Consider the following 24,289-nt stretch of genomic DNA (forward strand, 5'->3'; position numbering starts at 1 on the left):
ATCCCAACCGCGGCGGCGACTCGGACGTCCGCGGCGCGCCGCGCCGTGCCGACGACCGGCTCGGCGGCCGCGCTCAGCTGCGCTTGCGCGTCCTCGCCTCGGCCTTCTCCTGCGCTCGCGTCTCGCGCTCGCGCGCCCGCTCCTCGGCGGCGGCCTCGCGCTCGATCGCCCGGTCGGCCACGCGCTGCGCGTCGCTGCGCGCCTCGGCGAGCCTCGCCTCCGCCTCGCGCACCGCCTTGAGCGCCTCCTTGACCTTGCGGTCGTCGACGACCGTCGGCGGCACGCGATCGAAGGCGGCGTCGTCGAGCCCGCCGCGCTCGAGCCATGCCTGCAGGCCGTCGAGCAGACGGTTGAGGCCGAAGAAGAAGGCCTTGTCGGTGCTCGCGAGCGGCTCGTCGAACAGGCCGGCGTGCACGCCCTCGGCGAGGTGCGGGAAGCGCTGCGGCGTCACGAGCTCGCGCAGCGCCGCACGCATCTCGTCGTCGATCGCCGTGCCGTGGCCCGCCTCGCCGAACAGGCCCACGTATCCCATGAGCAGCAGCGAGATCGCGAGCTTCGACTCGTCGGGCAGGTCGAGGTCCTCCATGGCGCCGAGCGCGCCGTCGAGGATCGACAGCCGGTTGGGCGTCGTCGGCGTCGCCGACGGCGGCAGGCTCGTGAGCCACGGATGCCGCTGGTAGCCGGCGCGCACCGACGTCGCCCACGCGCGCAGCCGCGTGCGCCAGTCGCCCTCGGTCGGGGGCGTCGGGATCGCGGAGGCCGTGTCGAGCATGAGCAGCAGCAGGTCGTCCTTGCCGGTGACGTACCGGTAGAGCGACATGGGCGTGAAGCCGAGCGCCGTCGCGACCCGGCCCATGCTCACGGCATCGAGTCCGTCGGCGTCCGCGATGCCGATCGCGGCGTCGACGATGCGCTCGGTCGACAGCTCGCGCTTCGGTCCGCGCTGCGGCAGCTCGGCGACGCCCCAGGCGATCGCGACGGCATGCGGCAGCGTCGGCACCCCCGGCGCGGGCGTCGAGCCGGATCGCGTCACGGGCGATCCTCGGGCGCGGTGCCGGTGCGCTCGCCCGACTCGAGCGCGGCGATGCGCTCCATCGCCTCGTCGGGCAGGGGCGCGATCGGCGCGATGTTCTCGGCGAGGCGCGACGCGTGCATCGACTTCGGCGCCGCGGCGCCCCCGAGCTGCAGGTGCCAGCGCAGCACGACCTGCGCGGGCGTCGCACCCACCTCGTCGGCGATCGCGACGAGCACGGGGTGGTCGAGCAGGCGTCCGCGGCCGAGCGGGCTCCACGCCTGCGTCACGATGCCGTGCTTCGCGTGGAAGGCGCGCAGGTCGTGCTGGGGGAGCCACGGATGCGACTCGACCTGGTTGATCACGGGCCACTCGCCCGTCTCGTCGAAGAGGCGCTGCAGCTCGTCGGCGCCGAAGTTCGCCACCGCGATCCATCGCACGCGGCCCTCGTCGCGCAGCGCCTGGAAGGCGCGCCACGTCTCGACGTACGTGTCGCGGGGCGCGCGCGGCCAGTGGATCATGTAGCCGTCGACGACGTCGAGCCCCATCCGCGCCTCGCTCGCCGCGAAGTCGCGCAGCACGGCGTCGTACGACTGCTCGGGATCGCCCCAGAACTTCGTGACGACCTGCAGCGCGTCGCGCATTCCGCTCGCGCGCACGGCGGCACCCATCTCGGCCTCGTTGTCGTACATCGCGGCGCCGTCGATGAGGCGGTAGCCGGCTGCGAGGCCGTCGTCGATGACGCGTGCGGCCTCGGCGGGCGGCACCTTGTACAGGCCGAGGCCGATCGCGGGGATGCTCGAGCCGTTCAGGAGGGGCAGCTGGTCGACCATGCACCCATCCTGGCAGCGGATGCCGTGCGCCCGGCGAGCGCGCGGATCCGCGGGTCCGCCGCGTCCGGCGTCGTCAGCGCGCGAGCTCGATGGGTGCCGTCTCGGGCGGCTCGCCGATGCCCTGCGTGAGGTCCGGCTGCCGGTGGCGCAGCACCCATGCGACGATCGCGGCGGCGCTCGCCAGCACGAAGGCGACGGCGAAGCCGCCGATGGGGCCCTGCCAGTCGATGAGGATGCCCGCGGCGGCCGACCCGACGGCCGCGCCGATCAGCTGGCCCGAGCCGATCCATCCGTACGCCTCGGGGGTGTCCGAGAAGCGGACGGTCGCCGCGACGATCGACGACATCGCCGAGAGCGCGGGCGCGATGCCGATGCCCGCGAGGAAGAACATCAGGGCGAGCCACCAGAAGTCGAGGATGAGGCACGCGAGCCCGAAGCCCAGCGCGCACACGGCGATGCGGATCGCGAGCGAGCGGCGACGGATGATCACGCCGCCGAGGGCGAGGCCGCCGACGAGCGACCCGAACGCGTTCGCCGCGATCACCATCCCGGCCTCGAAGCCCTCGTGGCCGAACACCGACACGACCGCCGCCTCGGACGCCGCGAACCCGCCGATGAGCAGCATGCCCGTGACGACGACGAGCACGACCGGCACCTTCTTCAGCACGCCGCCGATGCGCTTTCCCGACGGCGGGATGCGCATGCGCCCGACCTCGGGCGACAGGATGAACCACACGCCGCCGAGCACCTGCACGACCGCCGCCGACACGAGGCCCTCGACGGTGCCGATCTGCGTCGAGACGAACGTGATGGCCACGGGGCCGACGACCCAGATGATCTCCTGCAGCGTCGCGTCGAGCGAGAACAGCCGCGAGAGCATGCGCTGCGTGACCATCGTCGGGTAGAGCGTGCGCACGGCCGGCGTGATGGGCGGCATCGCGAGCCCGGCGACGGCGCCGACGGCGGTCATGGCGGCGAGCCCCATGGGCACGAGCGCGATGGCGAGGAGGCTCGCGGCGGCCACGACGAGCGTGAGCGCGAGCACGGGGCGCGTGCCCCAGCGGCCCATCCAGCGCGTCGTGAGCGGACCGGCGGCGCCCTGCCCGATCGAGAGCGCGGCGAGCACGAGGCCGGCGGCCGCGTAGGAGTCGAACGTGCGCTCGACGTGCAGCAGCAGGCCGAGCGAGTACATGCCCTGCGGGAACCGTGCCATGAGCTGCGCGGCCATGATGCGCGCGACGCCCGGGGTCGCCAGCACCTCTCCGTACGCACGCATGCGCCGAGCCTACATTTCGGCGACGGGCCTGGATCGGTCGACCAACGTGAGCGGTCGGCGAGGGACGTGGCGGGCCGGGACGCGTCAGCGCGGGGCCATGCGGATCGCGCCGTCGAGGCGGATCGTCTCGCCGTTCAGCATCGGGTTCTCGACGACGTGCCGCACGAGGGCGGCGTACTCGCTGGGCTCGCCGAGGCGCGACGGATGGGGGATCTGCTCGGCGAGCGACGCCTGCGCGGCCTCCGGCAGCCCCTCCATCATCGGCGTACGGAAGATGCCCGGCGCGATCGTCATGACGCGGATGCGGCTGCGGGCCAGCTCGCGCGCGAGCGGCAGCGTCATCGCCGCGACGCCGCCCTTCGACGCCGAGTACGCCGCCTGCCCCACCTGGCCGTCGAACGCCGCGACGGACGCGGTGTGCACGAGCACGCCGCGCTCCTCGCCGACGGGCTCGCCCTCCTGCATCCGCGCGGCCGCGAGGCGGGCGACGTTGAAGGTGCCGACGAGGTTCACCTGCACGACGCGCGCGAAGCGCTCGAGCGCGAGCGGCCCGTCGCGGCCCACCATGCGCTCGGCCGTCGCGATGCCGGCGCACTGCACGACGATGCGCAGGGGAGCGGCGTCGCTCGCGGCGTCGATCGCATCCTGCACCTGCCGCTCGTCCGTGACGTCGGCGACGACCGAGCGGATGCCCTCCGCGTCGCTCTCGCGCATGTCGGCGACGACGACGTGCGCGCCGGCATCCCGCAGCATCGCGGCGGTCGCGGCGCCGAGCCCGCTCGCGCCGCCCGTGACGAGGGCGCTCGTTCCTGCGATGTCCAAGGGGTCCTCCAGGGTCGTGGTCGGTGGGCGGTCAGAGCCGCTCGACGAGGGTCGCGTTGGCCATGCCGCCGCCCTCGCACATCGTCTGCAGGCCGAGCCGGCCGTGGCCGCGCTCGAGGCCGTGCACGAGCGTCGTCATGATGCGCGTGCCGCTCGAGCCGAGCGCGTGGCCGAGCGCGATGGCGCCGCCGCGGGCGTTGAGCCGATCGCCGTCGCCGCCGATCGCGGCGAGCCAGGCGAGCGGGATGGCGGCGAACGCCTCGTTGACCTCCACGAGGTCCACGTCCTCGATGCGCAGGCGGTTGCGCTCGAGGATGCGCGTCGTGGCCGGGATGACGCCCGAGAGCATCTCGACGGGATCCGAGCCGACGACGACGGAGTCGACGATCCGCACGCGCGGTCGCAGGCCGTGGCGCAGGGCGAAGTCCTCGGACGTCACGAGCACGGCGCTCGCGCCGTCGGTGAGCGGCGAGGCGTTGCCGGCCGTCACCGCCCAGGCCAGCTCGGGATGCCGGGCGGCGAGCTCGTCGGTGCGGAACGCCGGCTGCAGGCCGGCGAGGCGGTCGGTCGTCGTGCCGGCGCGGATGGTCTCGTCGACGATGTGCTCGCCCGACAGCCCGGCGACGGGCAGGATCTCGTCGCCCCAGGCGACGGCGGCGGCGCGCGCATGGCTGCGGGCGGCGTACTCGTCCTGCGCGTCGCGGCCGATGCCGTGCCGTGCGGCGACGAGCTCGGCGGCGACGCCCTGGTGCGTGAGGCCGGGGAAGCGGCCGTGCACCTGCGCCGGGATGGGGTCCTCGCCGAGCGCGGCGGAGCCGATGGGGTGCGTCGACATGAGCTCGACGCCGCACGCGACGACGCACTCGGCGAGGCCGGCGGCGACGGCCGCATGCGCGAAGTGGATGGCCTGCTGGCTCGACCCGCACTGGCGGTCGATCGTCGTGCCCGGCACCGTGAGCGGCAGCCCGGCGGCGAGCGCGGCCGAGCGCGCGACGTTCTGGCTCTGCCTGCCGACCTGCGTCACGCATCCGGCGTAGACGTCGTCGACGAGCGCGGGGTCGATGCCGGCACGGTCGACGAGCTCGGCGATGACGGTGCCCAGCAGGGCTGCGGGATGCCAGGCGGACAGCGCACCGCCGGGCTTGCCCCGGCCGGACGCGGTGCGCAGGACGTCGACGATGACGGCGCTCACGCACCCCAACCTAGCGACGAGGAGCCCACGGATCGACCCCGCCATCGTGCGCGGCGAGCACAGGTGCGCGGGAGGTGCGCTGCGTACCGTGGTCGGCGTGGACGACGCGACCGACCCTCGAGCCCACGGCGACGCCGCCGACGTCGTCGTCGCGACGCCCTCCGGACGCGTGCGCGGTCGCTGGGAGCGCATCGGCTCGGCGCACGGCGCCGGTCGCGACGTCGCGGCCTTCCGCGGCATCCCGTACGCCGAGGCGCCCGTCGACGAGCTGCGGCTCGCGGCACCCGTGCCACGAGTGCCGTGGGATGGCACCCGCGATGCGCTCGCGTTCGGCGCGACGCCGCAGCGCGAGGCCGACCCGCGCGCCCTCATCCCCGAGCCGAGCGTGCCGGGCGACGACACGCTCACCCTCTCGGTGTGGTCGCCCGATCCGAGCCCCGGAGCCGGCCTGCCGGTCATGGTGTGGATCCACGGCGGCGGCTACACGTCGGGCTCGGCGGCGAGCCCCTGGTACGGCAACGGCGCGTTCGCGCGCGACGGCGTCGTGACGGTCGTCGTCTCGTACCGCCTCGGCTTCGACGGCTTCGGATGGGTCGAGGGCGACGACGCGGTGCAGAACCGGGGCGTGCGCGACTGGCTGTGCGCGCTCGCGTGGGTGCAGCGGCACGTCGGCGCCTTCGGCGGCGATCCGGCGCGCGTGACGATCGCGGGGCAGTCCGCCGGTGGCGGTGCCGTGCTCACGCTGCTCGGGATGCCCGCGGCGGCCGGGCTGTTCGCGCAGGCGTGGGCGGCGTCGCCCGCGCTCGCCGACGTGCCGGAGTCGACGGCGAGGGCGCTCGCGGCCCGGCTCGGCGACCGGCTGCGCGTCGGCGCGCACGGTGGCGTGCCGACGCTCGAGCTGCTGCGACGCACGAGCGAGGCCGACGTGCTGCGCGCCGAGCCGCTCGCCCGTCGCGGCGCGGGCAGCGGCGTCTACGCGCTCGCCGACGAGCTGCTCGCGCTCGGCCCGGTCGTCGACGGCGACCTCCTGCCCGAGCCGACGATGGATGCGCTCCGAGCCGGACGCGGCAGCGGCGTGCCCGTCGTGGTCGGCGCGATGCACGACGAGCTCCTGCTGACCGCGGCGCTCCTGCCGCCGCGGCTGCGCGGCATCGGCCCGGGCCTGCTGCGCGCGATCCCGAGCGCCGTCACGCTCGGCGCCGCGCGGCTCGATCGCATCGCCCGTCGTGCGTACGTCGCGGCGAACGCCGACGTCGCTCGCGCCGGCGCCGGCGCCCTCGCGGGCCGATACCTCTCGGACCTCGTGTTCGGCGGATCCGTCGTCGGCGCTGCGCGAGCGCGCGAGCACGCCGCTGCCGCGCGCGTCCGCGAGCGGCAGCGCCTCGAGCATCCCGACCCCGCCGTGCGCGCGGCGCCCGCAGCCTCCGAAGCGGCCGACACGTGGGTCTACCGATTCGACTGGGCGTCGCCCACGCGCGGCGGTGCCGTGCACTGCGTCGACGTGCCCTTCGCGTTCGACGCCCTCGGCGACGCGCACGCCGACGCGCTCCTCGGTGCCGACGCACCGCAGGCGCTCGCGGACGTCGTCCACGGCGCGATGGTGGCGTTCGCGCGCGACGGGGACCCCGGCTGGCAGCCCTGGAGCGCGGCGCCCGGCGCGACGCGCATCCTCGGCGCACCGGCCGACCTCGACGCGCCGGTCGCGGATGCGGCGCCGGCCGCCGACGACGCGCCGACCCCGCACGCCGGGACGGTCGACGCGCACGGCTGGGCGCGCATCGTGCCGCTCGTCGAGGCCGGCGTCGCACCACGGCGTCCCCGCCCCTGAGGCGGACGGGTCAGCGCGTCGTCACGACGCGAGGGCGCGACGCACGCGCTGCACCGAGACGGGTCCGCGCGCGCCGAGCGACTGCGCGAAGAGGCTCACGCGCAGCTCCTCGATCATCCAGCGCGCCTCGCGCAGCCGCTCGGGCGCGGTGGCGGGCAGCGGGATCGCGCCGCCTGCGGCACGCAGGGCGGCGACGGCCTCCTGCACCTCGGCCATCCACTGCACGTCGCGGTGCGCGGCCTCCGGCAGGCGCCGGACGCGGTGCTCGACCGCCTTGACGTACACGGGCATGCGGCCGAGCCGTGCGACGCCCGTCGCGACGATGAAGCCGTCGTGCACGAGGCCGTCGAGCGTCGCGCGGGCGTCGGCGAGCTGCGCCATGAACGCGAGCGACGAGGTGTCGCGGATGGCGGCGTCGGCCGCGCGCGCCGCGGTGAGGATGGCGGCGACGCGCGCCGTGACGTCGAACATGCGCTCGACGAGGCCGAGCGACACGGCGATGCGGATGCGCGCGAAGTCCTGCGCCGAGCGCACCGGCCCCCCGATCCCCAGCTCCTCGTCGACGATCGCGAGCAGCACGTCGTCGAACAGCCGCGCCGTCGACGGGTAGGGGGAGGCGCCGAGCGCGAGCCGCTCGGCGTTCGACAGGTTGGCCTGCACGTACGACTGCGGCGACTGCACGGCGTCGGCGAGCATGCGGCGCACGGCGGCGTGCTCGGCGGCGTCGCGCTCCGCCTCCGTCGAGAACAGCGCGACGTCGATGCGGCCGCCCTTCGCGAGGCGATGCCCCGGGTAGGCGCGCACGGTGCCCTGCCCCTGTCGGACGTCGACGTGCCGCGGCAGGTCGGACTCGAAGCCCGCGACGCCCTCGCGCTCGATGTCGTGCGTGACGACGGCGGCGACCTCGACCGTCGCGCGCTGTGCGAGCCTCGCCTGCAGCGCCGCGAGATCGCGACCGGCGCCGAGCACCTTCCCCTTCGCGCCCTCGACGACGAAGCGCGGCCGCAGGTGCGTCGGCACGCGCGCCTCGTCGACGTCGGAGGCGTCGGCGGGCGTGTGCGCGACGCGGCGGATGCGGTCGGCGAGCACCTGCGCGAGCGACGCATCCGTGGGCGTCGCGGGCAGGTCGGCGAGCATGCCCCGCGCCCAGTCGGCGGCCGGCACGACCGTGCGGCGCACGTGCTTCGGCAGCGCCTTGATCATCGCGGTGAGCAGCTCCTCGCGCATGCCGGGCACGAGCCAGTCGAAGCCGGCCGGGCTCAGGCGCGGCAGCAGCGCGATCGGCACGTGCACCGTGAGCCCGTCGTCGTCGGCGCCCGGCTCGAAGCGGTACGACAGCAGCAGGGTCTGGTCGCCCTGCCGCCACGTCGTCGGGAACTGCTCCTCGTCGGGGGCGTCGTCACGGCCGAGGAGGTCCTCGCGCGTGAACGTCAGCAGGTCGGGCGTCTCGGTGCGCGCATCCCGCCACCAGCGCTGGAAGGCGCGCGCATCCGTGACGTGCATGGGGATGCGGGCATCGTAGAGCTCGACGATGCGCTCGTCGTCGAGCAGCAGGTCGCGGCGCCGCTGCCGCTCCTCGAGGCCCTCGATCTCGTCCCGCAGCGCCTGGTTGGCCTCGAGGAACCGCTCGCGCACGCTCCAGTCGCCCTCGACGAGCCCGTGGCGGATGAGGAGGTCGCGAGCGAGGATCGCATCGACGCGCGCGAGCTGGATCCGCCGCTGCGGCACGATCGGCACGCCGAACAGCGTCACGCGCTCGGTCGCGATCGCCGCCCCCTGCCGCTTCGACCAGCGCGGCTCGAACCACTGCCGCTTCACGAGGTCGCCGGCGAGCGGCTCCGCCCATGCGGGATCGATGCCCGCGACCACCCGCGCGAAGAGCCGCGACGTCTCGACGAGCTCGGCGGCCATGACCGCCTGCGGCTGCTTGCGTCCGAGCGTCGACGACGGGTGGATGTGGAAGCGCGTGCCGCGACCGCCGACGAAGTCGCGCTTCTCGGCATCCCGCACGCCGATCTGGCTGAGGAGGCCCGCGAGCAGCGCCTTGTGGATCTCGACCGCGCTCGTCGAGAACGGCTCCGAGCTCGTCTCCGACCGGCGCGAGGCGGGCACGGATCCCTTCGGCAGCGACCGCTCGAGCTGCCGCACGACGTCCTGCCACTCGCGCACGCGCAGGAAGTTCAGGTGCTCGTCGCGGCACATGCGGCGGAACTGGTTGCCGGAGCGCTGCCGCTGCTCCTCGCGCAGGTAGCGCCACAGGTTCAGCAGCGAGATGAAGTCGCTCGTGGGGTCGGCGAAGCGCGCATGCAGCTGGTCGGCGCGCGCGCGGTGCTCGAGCGGGCGCTCCCGCGGGTCCTGGATGCTGAGCGCGGCGACGATGGGGATGACGGCGTCGGCGACGTCGTGCTCGACGCCCGCGAGCACCATGCGCGCGAACCGCGGGTCGACGGGCAGCCGCGCGATGCCGCGGCCGATGCGCGTGACGGCGCCCGAGCGCTCGACGGCCTGCAGCTCGCGCAGCAGGTCGGTGCCGTCGGCGATCGCGCGCCGCTCGGGCGGCTGCAGGAACGGGAACTCCTCGAGCGGCCCCAGCCCGAGCGTCGCCGCCTGCAGGATGACCGACGCGAGGTTCGTGCGCAGGATCTCCGGGTCGGTGAACGCCGGCCGCTTCGCGAAGTCGTCCTCGGCGTAGAGGCGGATCGCGATGCCGGGCGCGACGCGGCCCGCGCGGCCCGCGCGCTGGTTCGCCGAGGCCTGGCTGATGGCCTCGATCGGCAGGCGCTGCACCTTCGCGCGCGTCGAGTAGCGCGAGATGCGCGCGGTGCCGGTGTCGACGACGTGGCGGATGCCGGGCACCGTGAGGCTCGTCTCGGCGACGTTCGTCGCGAGCACGACGCGGTGCCGCACGCCTGCCGGGCGGCGCTCGAACACGCGGTGCTGCTCGGCCGACGACAGCCGACCGTACAGCGGCAGCAGCTCGACGCCCGCGCCGAGCCTGCCCGCGAGCGCGTCCTGCGCATCCCGGATCTCGGCCTCGCCCGAGAGGAACACGAGCACGTCGCCGTCGTCGTCGCGCCAGATCTCCCGGATGGCGTCGTGGATGCCGTCGATGGGGTCGACGTCGTCGTGCGCGTCGTCGTCGTCGCCGTCGTCGTCCATCGCCTCGCGCGTGAGCGGGCGGTATCGCACGTCGACGCCGTAGGTGCGGCCGGAGACCTCGATGATCGGGGCGCCGCCGAAGTGCCGCGAGAACGACTCGGGGTCGATCGTCGCCGACGTGACGATGATGCGCAGGTCGGGACGGCGGGGGAGGAGGCGCTGCAGGTAGCCGACGAGGAAGTCGATCGTGAGGGAGCGCTCGTGCGCCTCGTCGATGATGATCGTGTCGTACTGGCGCAGGTCGGGATCGCGGTGGATGCGGTTCAGCAGCACGCCGTCGGTCATGACGGCGACCTTCGTGGCGGCGCTGACCTTGTCGGTGAAGCGCACCTGGTAGCCGACCTCGGCGCCCAGCTCGACCTGCAGCTCCTCGGCGACGCGCTCGGCGATCGTGCGCGCGGCGATGCGGCGCGGCTGCGTGTGCGCGATGGCCTCACGGCCGAGGTCGAGGCAGATCTTCGGCAGCTGCGTCGACTTGCCCGAGCCCGTCTCGCCCGCGACGATGACGACCTGGTGCTCCGCGATGGCGGCGGCGATCTCGTCGCGGCGCGCGGAGACCGGCAGGTCCTCCGGATAGGCGATGTGCATCGCGTCCATCCTCTCGCGTCCCGCGCGCGTCGGCGTGCGCGTTCGGCGTGAGCGAAGTCGCACGCCTGCCGCGCCGCGGCACCGAGCACCGGTGTCGGACGCGCCGTGCATACTCGGATCACGGGAGGCAGTCATGACGATCATCGAACGGCTCGAGCGCGACGCGGCGATCGCAGAGCGGGACGCGCTCACTGCTCGGCTCAGAGACGCTGTCGGAAGCGACGATCGACTCGCACTTCGAGCGAGGGCGGTCGGCGGCGGTCTGACCGAGACCGAGGCCGAGGTCGCTGTGCGCCTCGAGACCCTCGACTACCTGCTGGATGACAGCGTCTGACGCTCTCGAACGTCAGGTGCTGGCGTTCGCGACGAGAGTCAGCGACACCCTCGAGGCTGTCCTGGGCACCGGTGGCGCTCAACTGCGCGCGACCGTGCTCGGTGAGAGGTTCGAGGTGTCGACCGTCGCGGCTCGCGGCATCCCGCTGACGGCACGAGGCAAGGAGATCTTGCGGATCTTCGTGAAGTACCAGTGTGGCTTCGACGGACGGGCGGAGTACCTCGCGATCCATCGGTCAGAGTTCCATGTGCTCGGGGCCACGAGCTCCGAGCCGCTGCTGAGGTACGAGTACGTCCGTGACGGGTCAGGGGACGTTCCCAATGCGCACCTGCAGATCCATGCTCACCGCGACGCCATCACGCATGCGCTCGTCGCGGGTGGGAACCGGACGAGACGCGCGCGACGCATCACGCCGGGTGGTTCCACGCTGGCCGACCTGAAGTCGCTGCATCTGCCGCTCGGTGGGACGCGCTTCCGCCCTTGCCTCGAAGACGTCCTCCACTTCCTCATCGAGGAGTTCGGCGTCGATGCGGTCGACGGTTGGAGGTCCGGTCTGGACGCGGGACGCAAGGAGTGGCGAAGCCTCCAGCTCAGATCTGCGATCCGCGACGCGCCGCAGATCGCCGTGGAGACTCTGCGACAGCTCGGCTTCCAGGTCTCGGTCCCAGGGGATGCCGCGACGAAGGGCTCTGAGCAGACGCGCATCTCGCGTCGAATGCTCGAGTTCTGACCGCGTCAGTCGGGCAGCTCGCCCGGCTCGAGGCGCTGCTGACGTCGCCACATGTCGCCGTAGCCCAGGCGGTCCATGTAGCGCTCGACGAGCTCCTCCTCGTCGAGCCTGCCCGCCGTGTAGGCGTCGAGGTCGGCCTGGAACGCCGGCGTCACCGGGGGCATCTCGGCGGGGATCTCGGGGTCGGACATCGTGCCACCTTCCGTCCCGTGGATGGTAGCGAAGTCGACCCGGTGGCCGCCTGGACGCTCAGGCCTCCGGCTCCGCCTCCAGCAGCGTCCGCGCACGCGCGAGCCCGGACGCGAGCGTCGAGCGCGCGGCCTCGGCGACGATGGGCTCGACGACCCGCAGCATGCCGCCGGGCTCCGCGCCGATGCTCGCGATCACGCGGCAGCCGACGTCCGTCGCCGCGAAGGAGAAGCGCAGGCGCGTGGGCATCGTGCCGGAGAGGCTGCGCGCGGCCATGGCGGTGGGCGGTGCGAGCTCGGTGACGAGCCAGTCGAACTCGACGGCCCTGCCCATGACGCGCATGCGCGTGCGGACCCGGCTGCCGACCTGCACCGGCTCCGGCGACAGCAGCCGCTCGGAGACGACGGAGCGGTCCCACCGCGGGCGCTGCTCGGGGCTCGTGAGGAACGCGAACACGGCCTGCGGATCGCGCGCGATCTCGATGCGCTCCTCGAATGCGAACACGGATGCTCCTGTCGGCCGGGCGATCAGCGTGGCAGGGGATCGTCGGTCGCCGGAAGGGGGTGGACGGCGTCGCGGACGTGCGAGGCGGGCGGCGGCCCTGGCAGCATCGAGGCATGGCAGGCACCGTGCGACCCACCGTCGGCATCCGACCCGTCCGCGAGGGCGATCGCGAGCAGTGGGCGACGCTGTTCCGCGCGTATCGCGACTTCTACCGGCTCGAGCCCGACGAGGCGGTCGTCGATCGCGTGTGGTCGTGGCTGACGGATGCCGGCCACGAGGTGCGCGGGCTCGTCGCCGAGGCCGACGGCGAGCTCGTCGGCATCGCCCACCACCGACGCTTCGCGCGGCCGTCGACGGGCACCGTCGGGGTGTGGCTCGACGACCTGTTCGCGGCGGAGTCGGCACGCGGGGCGGGGGTGGGCCATGCGCTCGTCGCGCATCTCGGGGGCGTCGCGGCGCTCGAGGGCGCGTCCGTCGTGCGCTGGATCACGGCCGACGACAACGCGACGGCGCAGCGGCTCTACGATCGCGTCGCCACGCGCACGCGCTGGGTCACGTACGACGCGACGCCGGGCGCCTGACGCGCGCATGACGTAGCCTGGTCGGCTGCCCACCCGAGGGCTGCCGGGCCGTGCCCGCCCTCGAACCGCAGGACGCATCCCATGGGCTTCATCGACGTCGGCGGCATCTCGTACACGCTGCCGGATGGCCGACCGCTGCTGACCGACGTCGGCTTCCGCGTGCCCGAGGGGCGCACGACCGCGCTCGTCGGGGCGAACGGCGCAGGCAAGTCGACCCTGCTGCGCATCGTGCGCGGTGCGCTGCGACCCCACGCGGGCAGCGTGCAGGTGCAGGGCGGGCTCGGCGTCATGGACCAGACGATCGCGGTCGGCGAGCACGACGAGCCGACGATCGAGCACCTGCTCGTCGCCGTCGCCCCCGACCGCATCCGCGCCGCCGCCGTCGCGCTGCAGGACGCCGAGGCCGCGATGCTCGAGCGCGACGACACCGAGACGCAGCTCGCGTACGCGGCGGCGATCGCCGACTACGCCGAGGCCGGCGGCTACGAGCACGAGGTCGTGTGGGATCGCTGCACCATGGCGGCGCTCGGCCTGCCCTTCGAGCGGGCGAGGTGGCGGGCGCTCGCGACCTGCTCGGGCGGCGAGCAGAAGCGGCTCGCGCTCGAGGCGCTGCTGCGCGGGCCCGAGGAGGTGCTGCTGCTCGACGAGCCCGACAACGCGCTCGACGTGCCCGGCAAGCGCTGGCTCGAGGAGCGGCTGCGCGAGACGACGAAGACCGTGCTGCTCGTCTCGCACGACCGCGAGCTGCTCGCGAACGCCGCCGACCGCGTCGTCACGCTCGAGGCGAGCCCTGCAGGTGCCTCGGCGTGGGTGCACGGCGGTGGCTTCGCGACGTACCACGAGGCCCGCGAGGCGCGCTTCGCCCGGCTCGACGAGCTGCGCAGGCGATGGGACGAGCAGCACGCGCAGCTGCGCAGGCTCGTGCAGACGCTGCGCGTGCAGGCGGCGAGCAGCGACGACATGGCTTCGCGCTACCGTGCGGCCGTCACGCGGCTCGACCGCTTCGAGGCCATCGGCCCGCCCGAGGCGCGACCGCCGGCGCAGGACCTCTCGATGCGGCTGCGGGGCGCGCGCACGGGCAAGCGCGCCGTCGTCTGCACCGGTCTCGAGCTCACGGGCCTCATGCGGCCGTTCGACCTCGAGGTCTGGTTCGGCGACCGGGTGGCGGTGCTCGGCGCGAACGGCTCGGGCAAGAGCCACTTCCTGCGCCTGCTCGCCCACGGAGGCACCGATCCGGATGCGACGCTCGGGCACGTCACGAGCGTCGGTGCGACGATCGAGCGCGTCGAGCACGGCGGCCGCGCGGTGCTGGGCGCGCGCGTCGTGCCCGGCTGGTTCGCCCAGAGCCACGCGGCTGCGGGGCTCGAGGGGCGCACGCTGCTCGACGTGCTGCACCGCGGCGACGACGAGCGGCAGGGGATGCCGCGGGAGCCCGCGAGCGCCGCGCTCGACCGGTACGGGCTCGCGCACGCGGCCGAGCGTCGCTACGAGGAGCTCTCGGGCGGGCAGCGCGCGCGCTTCCGCATCCTGCTGCTCGAGCTCGCGGGCGTCACGCTGCTGCTGCTCGACGAGCCGACCGACAACCTCGACCTCGTGTCGGCCGAGTCGCTCGAGGATGCGCTCGGACGGTTCGAGGGCACGGTGCTCGCCGTGACGCACGATCGCTGGTTCGCGCGCACGTTCGACCGCTTCCTCGTCTTCGGCGCCGACGGCGAGGTCGTGGAGGCGGATGCGCCCGTGTGGGACGAGGGGCGCGTCGCGCGCGCTCGCTGACGCGGGCCCGCGACGACGCGTCGGGCGGCCGGGTCGGCTCCGCTACGGCAGGTCGCGAGCGGGTGCCGGGTCGTCGGCGTCGTCCGTGTCGCCGTCGAGCGGGTTGTCGCCGATGAGCGGCGGCGCCTCCTCGCCGTCCGGGCCGCGTCGCTCGAGCACGAAGACGGCCGCGAGCAGCGTCGCGATGCACAGCCCGAGGTAGATCCAGCCGATCGTCGACGCGACGATGCCGCCGAGGGTGACCGTGACGCCGACGATGCCGAGCACGCTCCACACGAGGCCGAGGGCGATGAGCACGCCGACGACGATCGCCCACCAGCGCGGACGCGTGCGCCATGCGGCGATCGAGATGGCCGCGGCGATGGCGAGCAGTCCGATGGGGAAGTGCATGACACGGGATCGTACGCCGCGGGCGTGCGAGCCGGCTGGACGCGTTCGTGTCGCGTCGGCGGTCGGGGCTACCGTTGGGCCACATGTCCAGCGAGCCCCAGCACTACGGTTCCTGGGCAGCCGACCACCTGCCGCCGTCCTTCCCCGAGCGCGCGGCATGGGGCACGGCGCAGACGCTGCGCGCCTGGCAGCAGGAGGCGCTCGAGCGCTACTTCGAGCGCAGCCCCCGCGACTTCCTCGCAGCGGCGACCCCGGGTGCAGGCAAGACGACGTTCGCCCTGCGGCTCGCGTCCGAGCTGCTCCGCCGCGGCGACGTCCGGCGCCTCACGGTCGTCGCGCCCACCGAGCACCTCAAGTCGCAGTGGGCCGATGCCGCTGCCCGCGCCGGCATCCGGCTCGACCCCGGCTTCCGCAACGCGCACGGCGACGCGGGCCGCCACTTCCACGGCGTCGTCGTCACGTACGCGCAGGTCGCGGCACGGCCTGCGCTCCACGAGCGCATGACGCGCTCGGCGGCCTCGCTCGTCATCCTCGACGAGGTGCATCACGCCGGCGACGCGCTGTCCTGGGGCGACGCGGTGCGCGAGGCGTTCGAGCCCGCCGCGCGCAGGCTGTCGCTCACCGGCACGCCCTTCCGCAGCGACGACGCGCCCATCCCGTTCGTCGAGTACGCCCCGGCGGAGGACGGCGTGCGCTACTCCGCCACCGACTACGACTACGGCTACGCGCGGGCGCTCGCCGACCACGTCGTGCGTCCCGTGCTCTTCATGGCCTACGCGGGCACGATGGAGTGGCGCACGTCGATGGGCGACGAGATGCGCGCGACCCTCGGGCACGAGGACGCGAAGGACATCACGTCCGCCGCGTGGCGCACGGCGCTCGACCCGGGCGGCACGTGGATCCAGCAGGTGCTGCGCAGCGCCGACGCGCGACTGACGCAGGTGCGCGAGCAGGTGCCCGACGCCGGTGGCCTCGTCATCGCGACCGATCAGGCGCAGGCGCGCCAGTACGCGGCGATCCTCGAGGAGATCTGCCGCGAGCGCGTGACGGTCGTGCTCTCGGACGACGCGGGCTCGAGCGCGCGCATCGAGGAGTTCTCGGCCTCCGAGTCGCGCTGGATGGTCGCGGTGCGCATGGTCTCCGAGGGCGTCGACGTGCCCCGCCTGTCGGTGGGCGTCTACGCGACGAGCTCGTCGACGCCGCTGTTCTTCGCGCAGGCGATCGGACGATTCGTGCGCTCGCGACGCAGGGGCGAGACGGCGACGATCTTCCTGCCGTCGGTGCCGGTGCTGCTCGAGCGCGCCGCCGAGCTCGAGCGACAGCGCGACCACGCGCTCGGCAAGCCCACCGACGACGACCAGCTGCTCGACGACGCGCTCATGGAGGCGGCCGAGAAGCCCGATCCCGAGGATCGCGAGGCGGCGCCGTTCACGTGGCAGGCGCTGTCGTCCGCGGCGACGTTCGACAAGGTGCTCTTCGGCGACCAGGAGTTCGGGCAGCTCGTCGAGCCCGGCACCGACGAGGAGCTCGACTTCATCGGCATCCCCGGCATCCTCGAGCCCGAGGAGGTGTCGGAGATGCTGCAGCGCCGCCAGCGCAGGCAGGCGGCGCGCATCGCCGAGAAGCCCGCGGCGCCCCAGCCCGACGCCCTCTTCCGCTCGCTCCGCGAGGATCGCCAGCTGCTCAACGCGCTCGTCTCGATCGTCGCGAAGAAGCGCAAGCAGACCCACGGCATGGTGCACGCCGAGGCGCGTCGCATCTGCGGCGGCCCCGAGGTCGCGAAGGCGTCGATGCAGCAGCTGCGCGACCGCATCCAGTACCTGCGCCGCGCCATCGACTCCTGACGCGCGGGCGTGCTCGCGGCTAGCCCTGCGGGATGGTGAAGTCGGAGAAGCTCACCAGCCGGTCGTCGAGGTCGATCTCGACGCCGAGCAGCGCGGACTGCCTCGCGACCTCCGCCTCGTCCCAGCCGAACATCGAGACGGGGATGCTGACGATCTTCTTCGGGGTGTTCCCGTCGGCGTCCCGAGGGAGGGCGTACTCCGGGTGCTCGCCGTCCGACGTCGCCGCGTAGCCGTTCGCCGCGGCCCATGCCGCGATCGCCTCGTCCACAGCGCCGGCTCCGTCGACGAACGCGGTCGAGACGCCGACGATGCTGGGCGAGCCGTCCGGATTCGGCGGCCCGTCGACGAGGCCCGTCGTGATCACGGTGCAGAGCACGGCGAGCCCATCGAGCGCGCCTTCGGCGGCGAAGCCCGGACGTGGTGCGAGCGCGGCCAGCACCTCCTCGTCCGTGCCGGGGATCTGGCCGATGCTGCTGCTCTGGTTGGAATCGAGGACGTACGCGTCGCCGCACCGAGGCGGCTCGGCTGCCGGCTCGGCGGAGGGCGTCGACGTGGGCGTCGGGGTCGGCGTGGGCGTGGGCGACGGCGTGGCCGACGGGATGGGCGACTCCACGGCGGACGCCGAGGGCGACGCCTCCGGCTCGGCGGCGGCGCAGCCGCTCAGGAGGATCGCGAGGGCGACGGGGGCGGCGAGGCAACGGCGGCGCATGACGGCTCCGGGAGGGTCGAGGGGCGTACCCCAGCCTCGCGCACGCGACTGCACGGCGGCTGCGCGCGCGCTGCAGGCCAGGCCGACGGGTGAGGGTGCCCTTGCCGGAAAAGTCCCGGTCAGGGCAGCCTCACCTTGCTGGACAGCCGCACCGGGCGGGTGCATGCTGACGCCAGGGCAAGGAGGACGCCATGACCATCGACCAGCTCCCCACCGTGTCGTCGTGCAGCGCGACGACCTGCGGCTACAACCACGACGGCTGTCACGCACCCGCCATCACCGTCGCCGGCGCCGGCGCCGGCTGCGTCACGTTCCTGCCGCTCGGCATCGACGGCGGGCTGCCGAAGGTCGTCAGCCACGTCGGCGCCTGCCAGCGCACGGAGTGCGTGCACAACCAGTCGGCGCTCTGCCTCGCCGACACCGTGCGGATCTCCGGCCAGGGCACCGCGCACTGCGAGACGTACGAGGCGGCCTGACGCCTGATGCCTGGCGCCTGGCGTCCGACGTCTCGCGGCACCGGCGCCTCCGACGCCAGCGACGCGCGGCGAGGCGTCAGCGGGCATCCAGCGCTCGGTGGTTCGCTGACGCCATGACCCATCCCATGGCGCCGCCGCCCCCGCGAACCGTGCAGATGCCGGCGACGCCCGGCTCGCCGCTCGAGCCGCTGCGTCCCGGGCGTCCGTACGACCGCAGGCACTGGCTGCTCGCAGGACTCCTGGCGATCGCCGGCGGCACCATCGTCGACCTCGCAGCGCGTGGACAGCTCATCTTCGCGCTCGGCGGTCGCGACACCGGGCTGGCGGAGATCCTGCTGCTCGAGCTCGGTCGGCTGGCGGTCGGCATCCTGCTGGTGGCGATGGCCTACGTGCTCGCGCCCGGATCCGCCGTCCGCCGGATCCTCGGCATCGTGGTGCTGATCGTCGGCATCGCGGCCGTCGTCGCGATCACGGTCGCGCTGCAGTTCGGCGAGCTCGGCGCCCTGCGCTCGCCCGTGGTGCGCTGGCTCCTGAATCCGCAGAGCCTCCTGCTGCTCGTCGGCGTCGTGGGCTGGGTCCTCGCGAGCGGCGCCCGGTGGTGGGCGTGGCTCGCGGTGCTCCTCCCGTGGATCGTCGGCGCCGTCGGATACGGCTTGAACGTGCTCGGCGTGGAGCCGGGCTACGCGATCACGGCGACGGGCGCGATCGCGCTCGCCATCGCGCTCGTGACGCTGCTGCTCACCATCCCCAGGCGACGCTGATGCTGTCCAGGCGAGCGCTGCTCGGCGGCCTCGGCGGCGTGGGCGCGCTCGTGCTCGCCGGCTGCGTGGGAGACGGAGCGCCGTCGCCGGCGGACCCGGCCACGAGCGAGGATGCTGGTGTGACCACGACCCACGCCTACGGCGACGACCCCGCCCAGGTCTGCGACCTCATCCTCCCGTCGGCCGAGCCGAGGGCGACGGTCATCCTCGTGCACGGCGGCTACTGGCAGGCCGGCTACGACCGCACGCTCGAGGATGCGGTCGCCGCCGACCTCGTGGCCGACGGCTACGCCGTCTGGAACGTCGACTATCGCGGCGTCGGCGCGGGCGGCGGACGCCCAGCGACGTTCGACGACATCGCCGCCGCCGTCGACCTGCTCGCGACCGTCGGCGCCGAGGCCGGACTCGACCTCGCGCGCGTGGCGATCGTCGGCCACTCGGCGGGCGGGCAGCTCGCCCTCTGGGCGGCCGGTCGCCCGACGCTGCCCGAGGGCGTGCCGGGGGCCGGCCCGCTGCTCGTGCCGATCGCCGCGGCGAGCCAGGCCGGCGTCAACGACCTCGTCACGGCGCAGGAGCAGTTCCTCGGCGGCGCCTCCGTCGCATCGCTGCTCGAGATCGACCCCGACGTGCCGGTGCCTGCCGACGTCGCCGCCATCACGTCGCCGGCGCAGATGGTGCCGCTCGGCGTGCCGCAGCTCATCGTGACGGGGGCCGACGACGTCACGGTGCCGCCCTCGCAGAGCGAGACGTACGCGGATGCCGCGACGGCCGCGGGCGACGACGTGCGGCTCGAGGTCGTGGCGGGGGAGGAGCACTTCGCGCACCTCGACCCCGGGAGCGAGTGCTGGGCGCTCGTCAAGGCCTGGCTGCTCGACGTCCTCGGCTGAGGGTGCGTCGCTAGGCTCGAAGGGTCGAGCGCGTCGCGCTCCGAAGGCTTCGCGCGGTGATCCCGTGCGGCCCCCGCGACCAGCGCTCACCGACGAGAAGGAGCAACCTCTTGACCATCCCCAGCGTCACCCTCAACGACGGCACGTCGATCCCGCAGCTCGGCTTCGGCGTCTTCAAGGTCAACCCCGCCGAGACCGAGCGCATCGTCACCGACGCGCTCGAGGCCGGCTACCGCCACATCGACACCGCAGCCGTGTACGGCAACGAGGAGGGCGTGGGCCGCGCGATCGCAGCCTCCGGCATCCCGCGCGACGAGCTCTACGTCACCACGAAGTGCTGGAACGACGACCAGGGCCGCGGCGCCTCGCGCGACGCGATGGCCACGAGCCTCGAGAAGCTCGGCCTCGACCGCGTCGACCTGTACCTCATCCACTGGCCCTGCCCCGAGAAGGGTCTGTGGCAGGAGACCTGGACGACGTTCCAGGAGCTGCGCTCGGAGGGCCTCACGACCTCCATCGGCGTGTCGAACTTCGACCACCGCTACCTGCCGCAGCTGCTCGCCGAGGGCGGCGCTGTGCCGGTCGTCGACCAGATCGAGCTGCACCCGCAGTTCCAGCAGCGCGAGACCGCCGCCGTCGCCGCCGAGCACGACATCCTGCTCGAGGCATGGGGCCCGCTCGGCCAGGGCAAGGTCGACTACGAGTCGCAGGTCGCCGCGATCGCCGAGGCCCACGAGAAGTCGTGGGCGCAGGTGCTGCTGCGCTGGCACCTGCAGCGCGGCAACATCGTCTTCCCCAAGTCGAACCGCGCCGCGCGCATGGCTGAGAACCTCGACGTGTTCGACTTCGAGCTCACCGCCGACGAGGTCGCGACGATCGACGGCCTCGACCAGGGCGTCTCGGGCCGCGTGTCGGCCGACCCCGCCGAGGTCAACTGACCCCGCGATCGTCGATCGCCGACGGGCCGCATCCCTCGTGGATGCGGCCCGTCGGTCGTGCTGGGGCGTCGTCGACGCGCTGACAGGAGGAACGCCTACCCACCCGCCCAGCCGGCGTGAGCAGGTGCGCGGACGGTAGGGCGTCGCGCTGCGCCAACCCGACTTGTCCACAGGCGGCGATGCTGCAGTCGGGGCGGGCCCCGCGCATGTGGGACCGTGGCGCCCGACCTGAGGTGCGGCCGTGCATCCCCTCGCCTCACTCGGGGACGAGACCGCATCGCCGTGGTCGGAAGCGCCGCCACCAGGAAGGGATGGGCAGATGTCACGCACGATCCGATGGAGGGCCGCAGCCCGTCGAGGCATCGCCGTTGCGATGACGATGGCGATCATCCACTCTGCCATCGCCGCAGCGTCGACCGCGCCATCCGGCACGTCGACCGAGCAGGACTCATCCGAGGCAGCGACGGCGATCGAGGAGATCACCGGGACCGAGTCCCTCGTCGAGGTCGTCCCGGGTCAGATCTCCGAGCATGTCACCGTACCGACGGCGGCGGACGAGCTGGTGACGCTGGAGGCGGACGGGGTCAGCGTCGCATTCCACCAGCCAGGTTCCAGCGACGCCACGGCAGTGGTCGGGGGTAGCGGCACCGTGTCCTTCGTCGACGATGGCGCTCCCTTCGACACTCACGTGCAAGTGCTCGAATCGCCGGACGCGGCGGTGCTCAGCGAAGGCGTGCGCTCCTTGATCGAGATCCAGGATCCGACTGCTCCGAGGACGTATCGCTATCCGGTGACCCTGGACGCTGGCACGGCACTCGAGGTCGCCGACGATGGCAGCGTACGTGGTACTCGCGGCGATGAGCTGGTCCTCGTCGTCCCGCCTCCTTGGGCACTCGATGCGCGAGGCATCGTCGTGCCGTCCTGGTACGAGATCCAGGGTGACGAGATCGTGCAGACCGTCCAGTTCTCCGCGTCTCATGCGTTTCCGGTCACCGCCGACCCTGTGTGGTTCGTGCCGCTCATCATCGCAGGAGCTCGTGTGATCGGCCAGGTGGCGATCAACGCTGCCACTCGAGCTGCTGCGGTTCGCGCCGCTGCTGCGATCGCAGCGCGGACCGTGATCCGGACGGTCTCCGGCACGCTGACGAGCACCGCTGCTCGGCGCTGCTACCAAGGCCTCGCGTTCGCGGGCGGTGCGACAGCGGTCCCTGCCGTCCTGCAGCAGCGCGGTGATGGTGCTTGGCAGTTCCGGTTCAGCGGCAATTCGGCCGTCACGATCGTGAGCGCCAGTGTCGGTGGTTGTCTCGCGGCGAACATCCGATGACGCTCGTGCGTTCCGTCCTGTTCCTGTCGATCTACGCAGCCGTCGGCGGATGCGTCGCCTTCACGATCGGCGCCGTGCTCGGCCTTCCGGCCTTCGTCGTCGGTCCCGTCACCGGAGCGATCGGCATCGCGGTGATGGATCGTGTCGGTCTCGGCTTCGGGATCCCTCCCATGCGGCGACGTGCGCAGCAGGGGCCGTCGGGCTGACCGAGGGCAGGGTCGACCCTCGCCGGGCACCAGGCGCCGTGCCCGAGCCATCGTCAGCCGACGGTGGCGCGGATCCAGTCGACGACCTGCGGGGCGAGCTCGGACGCGATGACCTCGGGCGCGCGCTTGCGCCCCTTCACCTCGAACGAATGCCCGCCGCCCTCGACGACGTCGAGCGAGGCGGTCGCGCCGATGCGCGCCACGACGCCCTCGAGCAGGTCGCCGGAGGAGAACGGGTCCATCGTGCCCTGCACGAAGCGCTGGGGCACGGCGATGCCGTACAGGTGCTCGTCGCGCAGGCGCTCGGGCTTGCCGGGGGCGTGCAGCGGGTAGCCGAGGTAGGCGAGGGCGTCGGCGGGCATGCCCTCGGCGACGGCCATCGAGGCCATGCGGCCTCCGAACGACTTGCCCGCGGCGACGAGCGGCACGTCGCCGAGCGCTCGCGCGGCGTCGGCGACGGTGCGCCATGCCGCGATGGCGGCCGGGGCGCGATCGGGGAAGCGCCTGCCGGCCGTGACGTACGGGAAGTCGAAGCGGACGACTCGGAGCCCCGCCTCGGCGAGCGCCTGGGCCATGCCCGCCATGAACGCATGCCGCATCCCCGCGCCCGCGCCGTGGGCGAGCACGACCGTCGCCCACGCGTCGCCGTCCGGCTCGGTCGCGATGGCCTCGATGTCGGCGGCATCGGCGTGGGGGATGGCGAGGGCGGCGTCGGTCACGCCACCATCCTGCACGCGCAGCACCCCGGTCCGTCTGCGCGGCCACGGCACGTCGGTGCGCTCAGAGGCCGCCGCGCAGCGCGTCGACCGGCTCGACGCGCGTCGCCCGGCGCGCGGGGAGGACGCCGGCCCCGGCGCCGACGACGGCCCCCAGCGATGCGGCCGCGACGGCGAGCAGCGGGTCGAGCACCGGTGTCCAGCCCTGCGCGATGGCGATGCCGACGATCGACGCCGTGCCGACGGATGCGCCGATGAGCCCGCCGAGCAGGCCGACGATGACCGACTCCAGCATGAACTGCGCGCCGATCTGCCCGCGTGAGGCGCCGAAGGCTCGGCGCAGGCCGATCTCGCCGGTGCGCTCCGTCACCGACGCCATCGTGAGGTTCGCGATGCCGAGGCCACCCGCGACGAGCGCGAGCGCACCCAGCACGAGGAAGACGAGGTTCACGTCCGCCGCGACGTCCTCCTGGAGCTGCGACCCGGACCTCGGCGCTGCGACGTCGAACTGCTCGGGCGCGTTCGGGTCGAGCGCGATGGGCGCCTGACGGCCGACGACGGGCCCGGCGCCGACGGCGATGCGGACCTGCAGCTCCTCCGCCGCCGCGAGGTCGAGCTCGAACCGCGCCGTGCCCATCGGGATCACCGCGGCGTCGAGGATGTCCTGCCGCCGCTCGACCCCGGCGACGATGCCGATCACCGTGTACGGCACATCGCCCACGAGGATCGACGGCTGGCTGTCGACGCGATCGATGCCCAGGCGCTCGGCCGCGCGCTCGCCGAGCACCGCGACGCGGTCGCCGCGCGCATCGTGCCCGGCGTCGAACCATCGACCCGTGACCACGTGGCCGCGGACCGCGTCGAGCAGCCCGGCCGAGGCGGCGACGAGCTCGGGACTCGCGACGGCGGGTGCGGCCGGGTCGTGCACCGGCACCGCCGTGATCTCGGCACCCGCGAGGTCGACGCTCGCGACGAGCCCTGCATCCTCGACGCCGGCGAGCCGCTCGACGCGGTCGGCCGCGTCCCACGGCAGGCGCACGACGGCGACCTCGCCGACTGCGCTGTCCTGCGTGCCGGGCGCGATCACGACCTGCGTGGCGGCCACGGCGTCGAACTGGCTCGCGATCTGCGCGGCAGCGGTCTGCGCGACGCCGATCGTGACGACGAGGGACGCGATGCCGAGCACCGTGCTGACGATCGTCATCGCGAGACGCGCC

The 24,289-nt window shown here is 73.8% G+C and carries 24 protein-coding genes; 12 read left to right on the top strand and 12 right to left on the bottom strand.

Annotated elements, in window-relative coordinates:
* Positions 1 to 73 precede the first annotated feature (73 nt).
* From ABD249_RS09610 to ABD249_RS09630, 5 genes are all read right to left on the bottom strand, one after another.
* Complete coding sequence (locus ABD249_RS09610) at positions 74 to 1,033, bottom strand: TetR/AcrR family transcriptional regulator (RefSeq protein ID WP_344342946.1); 960 nt, start codon at positions 1,031 to 1,033, stop codon at positions 74 to 76.
* Complete coding sequence (locus ABD249_RS09615) at positions 1,030 to 1,845, bottom strand: aldo/keto reductase (RefSeq protein WP_344342947.1); 816 nt, start codon at positions 1,843 to 1,845, stop codon at positions 1,030 to 1,032. Before ABD249_RS09615 ends, ABD249_RS09610 begins: the two co-directional genes overlap by 4 nt.
* A 73-nt stretch (positions 1,846 to 1,918) precedes the next feature.
* A complete protein-coding gene (locus ABD249_RS09620) occupies positions 1,919 to 3,121 on the bottom strand; it encodes an MFS transporter (RefSeq protein ID WP_344342949.1) in 1,203 nt (400 codons plus the stop codon).
* Positions 3,122 to 3,205: 84 nt separating this feature from the next.
* Complete coding sequence (locus ABD249_RS09625; RefSeq protein WP_344342951.1) at positions 3,206 to 3,943, bottom strand: SDR family NAD(P)-dependent oxidoreductase; 738 nt, start codon at positions 3,941 to 3,943, stop codon at positions 3,206 to 3,208.
* 31 nt (positions 3,944 to 3,974) lie between these two features.
* A complete protein-coding gene (locus tag ABD249_RS09630) occupies positions 3,975 to 5,180 on the bottom strand; it encodes a thiolase family protein (RefSeq protein WP_425546312.1) in 1,206 nt (401 codons plus the stop codon).
* Between the two features lie 52 nt (positions 5,181 to 5,232).
* Here ABD249_RS09630 and ABD249_RS09635 point away from each other — a divergent pair, with 52 nt between their 5' ends.
* Entirely contained in the window at positions 5,233 to 6,963 is a 1,731-nt protein-coding gene (locus ABD249_RS09635; protein ID WP_344342955.1) for a carboxylesterase/lipase family protein, read from the top strand.
* A gap of 21 nt (positions 6,964 to 6,984) precedes the next feature.
* Here ABD249_RS09635 and hrpA read toward each other — a convergent pair whose 3' ends face one another.
* Positions 6,985 to 10,902 (bottom strand): ATP-dependent RNA helicase HrpA, encoded by a 3,918-nt coding sequence (gene hrpA / locus ABD249_RS09640; protein WP_425546313.1) that lies wholly within the window; start codon positions 10,900 to 10,902, stop codon positions 6,985 to 6,987.
* Between hrpA and ABD249_RS09645 the strand changes: the two genes are divergently transcribed.
* A complete protein-coding gene (locus ABD249_RS09645; RefSeq protein WP_344342959.1) occupies positions 10,844 to 11,044 on the top strand; it encodes a hypothetical protein in 201 nt (66 codons plus the stop codon). The genes hrpA and ABD249_RS09645 overlap by 59 nt on opposite strands.
* Before the next feature lie 16 nt (positions 11,045 to 11,060).
* Positions 11,061 to 11,774 (top strand): hypothetical protein, encoded by a 714-nt coding sequence (locus ABD249_RS09650; protein ID WP_344342961.1) that lies wholly within the window; start codon positions 11,061 to 11,063, stop codon positions 11,772 to 11,774.
* 5 nt (positions 11,775 to 11,779) lie between these two features.
* On the opposite strand, the gene ABD249_RS09655 is transcribed toward ABD249_RS09650, so the two are convergent.
* A complete protein-coding gene (locus tag ABD249_RS09655) occupies positions 11,780 to 11,965 on the bottom strand; it encodes a hypothetical protein (RefSeq protein ID WP_344342963.1) in 186 nt (61 codons plus the stop codon).
* Between the two features lie 58 nt (positions 11,966 to 12,023).
* Entirely contained in the window at positions 12,024 to 12,467 is a 444-nt protein-coding gene (locus ABD249_RS09660) for an SRPBCC family protein (protein ID WP_344342965.1), read from the bottom strand.
* Positions 12,468 to 12,580: 113 nt separating this feature from the next.
* Between ABD249_RS09660 and ABD249_RS09665 the strand changes: the two genes are divergently transcribed.
* The gene (locus ABD249_RS09665; RefSeq protein WP_344342967.1) at positions 12,581 to 13,048 is read left to right on the top strand and encodes a GNAT family N-acetyltransferase; all 468 of its coding nucleotides are present in this window, start codon (positions 12,581 to 12,583) and stop codon (positions 13,046 to 13,048) included.
* A gap of 81 nt (positions 13,049 to 13,129) precedes the next feature.
* The gene (locus tag ABD249_RS09670) at positions 13,130 to 14,821 is read left to right on the top strand and encodes an ABC-F family ATP-binding cassette domain-containing protein (RefSeq protein WP_344342969.1); all 1,692 of its coding nucleotides are present in this window, start codon (positions 13,130 to 13,132) and stop codon (positions 14,819 to 14,821) included.
* 42 nt (positions 14,822 to 14,863) lie between these two features.
* On the opposite strand, the gene ABD249_RS09675 is transcribed toward ABD249_RS09670, so the two are convergent.
* Positions 14,864 to 15,211, bottom strand: a complete 348-nt coding sequence (locus ABD249_RS09675) for a hypothetical protein (RefSeq protein ID WP_344342971.1) — start codon at positions 15,209 to 15,211, stop codon at positions 14,864 to 14,866.
* Positions 15,212 to 15,294: 83 nt separating this feature from the next.
* Here ABD249_RS09675 and ABD249_RS09680 point away from each other — a divergent pair, with 83 nt between their 5' ends.
* Positions 15,295 to 17,055, top strand: a complete 1,761-nt coding sequence (locus tag ABD249_RS09680) for a DEAD/DEAH box helicase (protein ID WP_344342973.1) — start codon at positions 15,295 to 15,297, stop codon at positions 17,053 to 17,055.
* A gap of 19 nt (positions 17,056 to 17,074) precedes the next feature.
* Here the strand turns inward: ABD249_RS09680 and ABD249_RS09685 are convergent, their stop codons facing one another.
* Positions 17,075 to 17,764 (bottom strand): hypothetical protein, encoded by a 690-nt coding sequence (locus ABD249_RS09685; RefSeq protein ID WP_344342975.1) that lies wholly within the window; start codon positions 17,762 to 17,764, stop codon positions 17,075 to 17,077.
* A 191-nt stretch (positions 17,765 to 17,955) separates the two neighbouring features.
* On the opposite strand from ABD249_RS09685, the gene ABD249_RS09690 reads away from it, so the two are divergent.
* The 6 genes from ABD249_RS09690 (at position 17,956) to ABD249_RS09715 (ending at position 22,356) form a co-directional block, all read left to right on the top strand.
* A complete protein-coding gene (locus ABD249_RS09690) occupies positions 17,956 to 18,240 on the top strand; it encodes a DUF1540 domain-containing protein (RefSeq protein ID WP_344342977.1) in 285 nt (94 codons plus the stop codon).
* Positions 18,241 to 18,353: 113 nt separating this feature from the next.
* Positions 18,354 to 19,001, top strand: a complete 648-nt coding sequence (locus tag ABD249_RS09695) for a hypothetical protein (protein ID WP_344342979.1) — start codon at positions 18,354 to 18,356, stop codon at positions 18,999 to 19,001.
* The gene (locus ABD249_RS09700; protein WP_344342981.1) at positions 19,001 to 19,888 is read left to right on the top strand and encodes an alpha/beta hydrolase family protein; all 888 of its coding nucleotides are present in this window, start codon (positions 19,001 to 19,003) and stop codon (positions 19,886 to 19,888) included. Before ABD249_RS09695 ends, ABD249_RS09700 begins: the two co-directional genes overlap by 1 nt.
* 110 nt (positions 19,889 to 19,998) lie before the next feature.
* Positions 19,999 to 20,826, top strand: coding sequence for an aldo/keto reductase (locus ABD249_RS09705; protein ID WP_344342983.1), 828 nt, complete (start codon positions 19,999 to 20,001; stop codon positions 20,824 to 20,826).
* A gap of 319 nt (positions 20,827 to 21,145) precedes the next feature.
* On the top strand, positions 21,146 to 22,150 hold the full coding sequence (locus ABD249_RS09710; RefSeq protein ID WP_344342985.1) for a hypothetical protein: 1,005 nt from the start codon (positions 21,146 to 21,148) through the stop codon (positions 22,148 to 22,150).
* 5 nt (positions 22,151 to 22,155) lie between these two features.
* Entirely contained in the window at positions 22,156 to 22,356 is a 201-nt protein-coding gene (locus tag ABD249_RS09715; RefSeq protein WP_344342987.1) for a hypothetical protein, read from the top strand.
* A gap of 53 nt (positions 22,357 to 22,409) precedes the next feature.
* Here the strand turns inward: ABD249_RS09715 and ABD249_RS09720 are convergent, their stop codons facing one another.
* Entirely contained in the window at positions 22,410 to 23,075 is a 666-nt protein-coding gene (locus ABD249_RS09720) for an alpha/beta hydrolase family protein (protein ID WP_425546314.1), read from the bottom strand.
* 61 nt (positions 23,076 to 23,136) lie between these two features.
* Positions 23,137 to 24,276 carry an ABC transporter permease gene (locus ABD249_RS09725; protein WP_344342989.1) on the bottom strand — a complete coding sequence of 380 codons (1,140 nt, stop codon included), beginning with the start codon at positions 24,274 to 24,276 and terminating at the stop codon, positions 23,137 to 23,139.
* Positions 24,277 to 24,289: the final 13 nt, after the last annotated feature.

It is taken from the genome of Agrococcus versicolor (genome assembly GCF_039531815.1).
Lineage (GTDB): Bacteria > Actinomycetota > Actinomycetes > Actinomycetales > Microbacteriaceae > Agrococcus > Agrococcus versicolor.

Bases quoted from the DNA above. Each gene is read 5' to 3' on its own strand.
- ABD249_RS09615 (WP_344342947.1), bottom strand. From the start codon at position 1,845: ATGGTCGACCAGCTGCCCCTCCTGAACGGCTCGAGCATCCCCGCGATC.
- ABD249_RS09620 (WP_344342949.1), bottom strand. From the start codon at position 3,121: ATGCGTGCGTACGGAGAGGTGCTGGCGACCCCGGGCGTCGCGCGCATC.
- ABD249_RS09630 (WP_425546312.1), bottom strand. From the start codon at position 5,180: ATGGCGGGGTCGATCCGTGGGCTCCTCGTCGCTAGGTTGGGGTGCGTG.
- ABD249_RS09645 (WP_344342959.1), top strand. From the start codon at position 10,844: ATGACGATCATCGAACGGCTCGAGCGCGACGCGGCGATCGCAGAGCGG.
- ABD249_RS09655 (WP_344342963.1), bottom strand. From the start codon at position 11,965: ATGTCCGACCCCGAGATCCCCGCCGAGATGCCCCCGGTGACGCCGGCG.
- ABD249_RS09665 (WP_344342967.1), top strand. From the start codon at position 12,581: ATGGCAGGCACCGTGCGACCCACCGTCGGCATCCGACCCGTCCGCGAG.
- ABD249_RS09670 (WP_344342969.1), top strand. From the start codon at position 13,130: ATGGGCTTCATCGACGTCGGCGGCATCTCGTACACGCTGCCGGATGGC.
- ABD249_RS09675 (WP_344342971.1), bottom strand. From the start codon at position 15,211: ATGCACTTCCCCATCGGACTGCTCGCCATCGCCGCGGCCATCTCGATC.
- ABD249_RS09680 (WP_344342973.1), top strand. From the start codon at position 15,295: ATGTCCAGCGAGCCCCAGCACTACGGTTCCTGGGCAGCCGACCACCTG.
- ABD249_RS09685 (WP_344342975.1), bottom strand. From the start codon at position 17,764: ATGCGCCGCCGTTGCCTCGCCGCCCCCGTCGCCCTCGCGATCCTCCTG.
- ABD249_RS09690 (WP_344342977.1), top strand. From the start codon at position 17,956: ATGACCATCGACCAGCTCCCCACCGTGTCGTCGTGCAGCGCGACGACC.
- ABD249_RS09695 (WP_344342979.1), top strand. From the start codon at position 18,354: ATGACCCATCCCATGGCGCCGCCGCCCCCGCGAACCGTGCAGATGCCG.
- ABD249_RS09700 (WP_344342981.1), top strand. From the start codon at position 19,001: ATGCTGTCCAGGCGAGCGCTGCTCGGCGGCCTCGGCGGCGTGGGCGCG.
- ABD249_RS09710 (WP_344342985.1), top strand. From the start codon at position 21,146: ATGTCACGCACGATCCGATGGAGGGCCGCAGCCCGTCGAGGCATCGCC.
- ABD249_RS09725 (WP_344342989.1), bottom strand. From the start codon at position 24,276: ATGACGATCGTCAGCACGGTGCTCGGCATCGCGTCCCTCGTCGTCACG.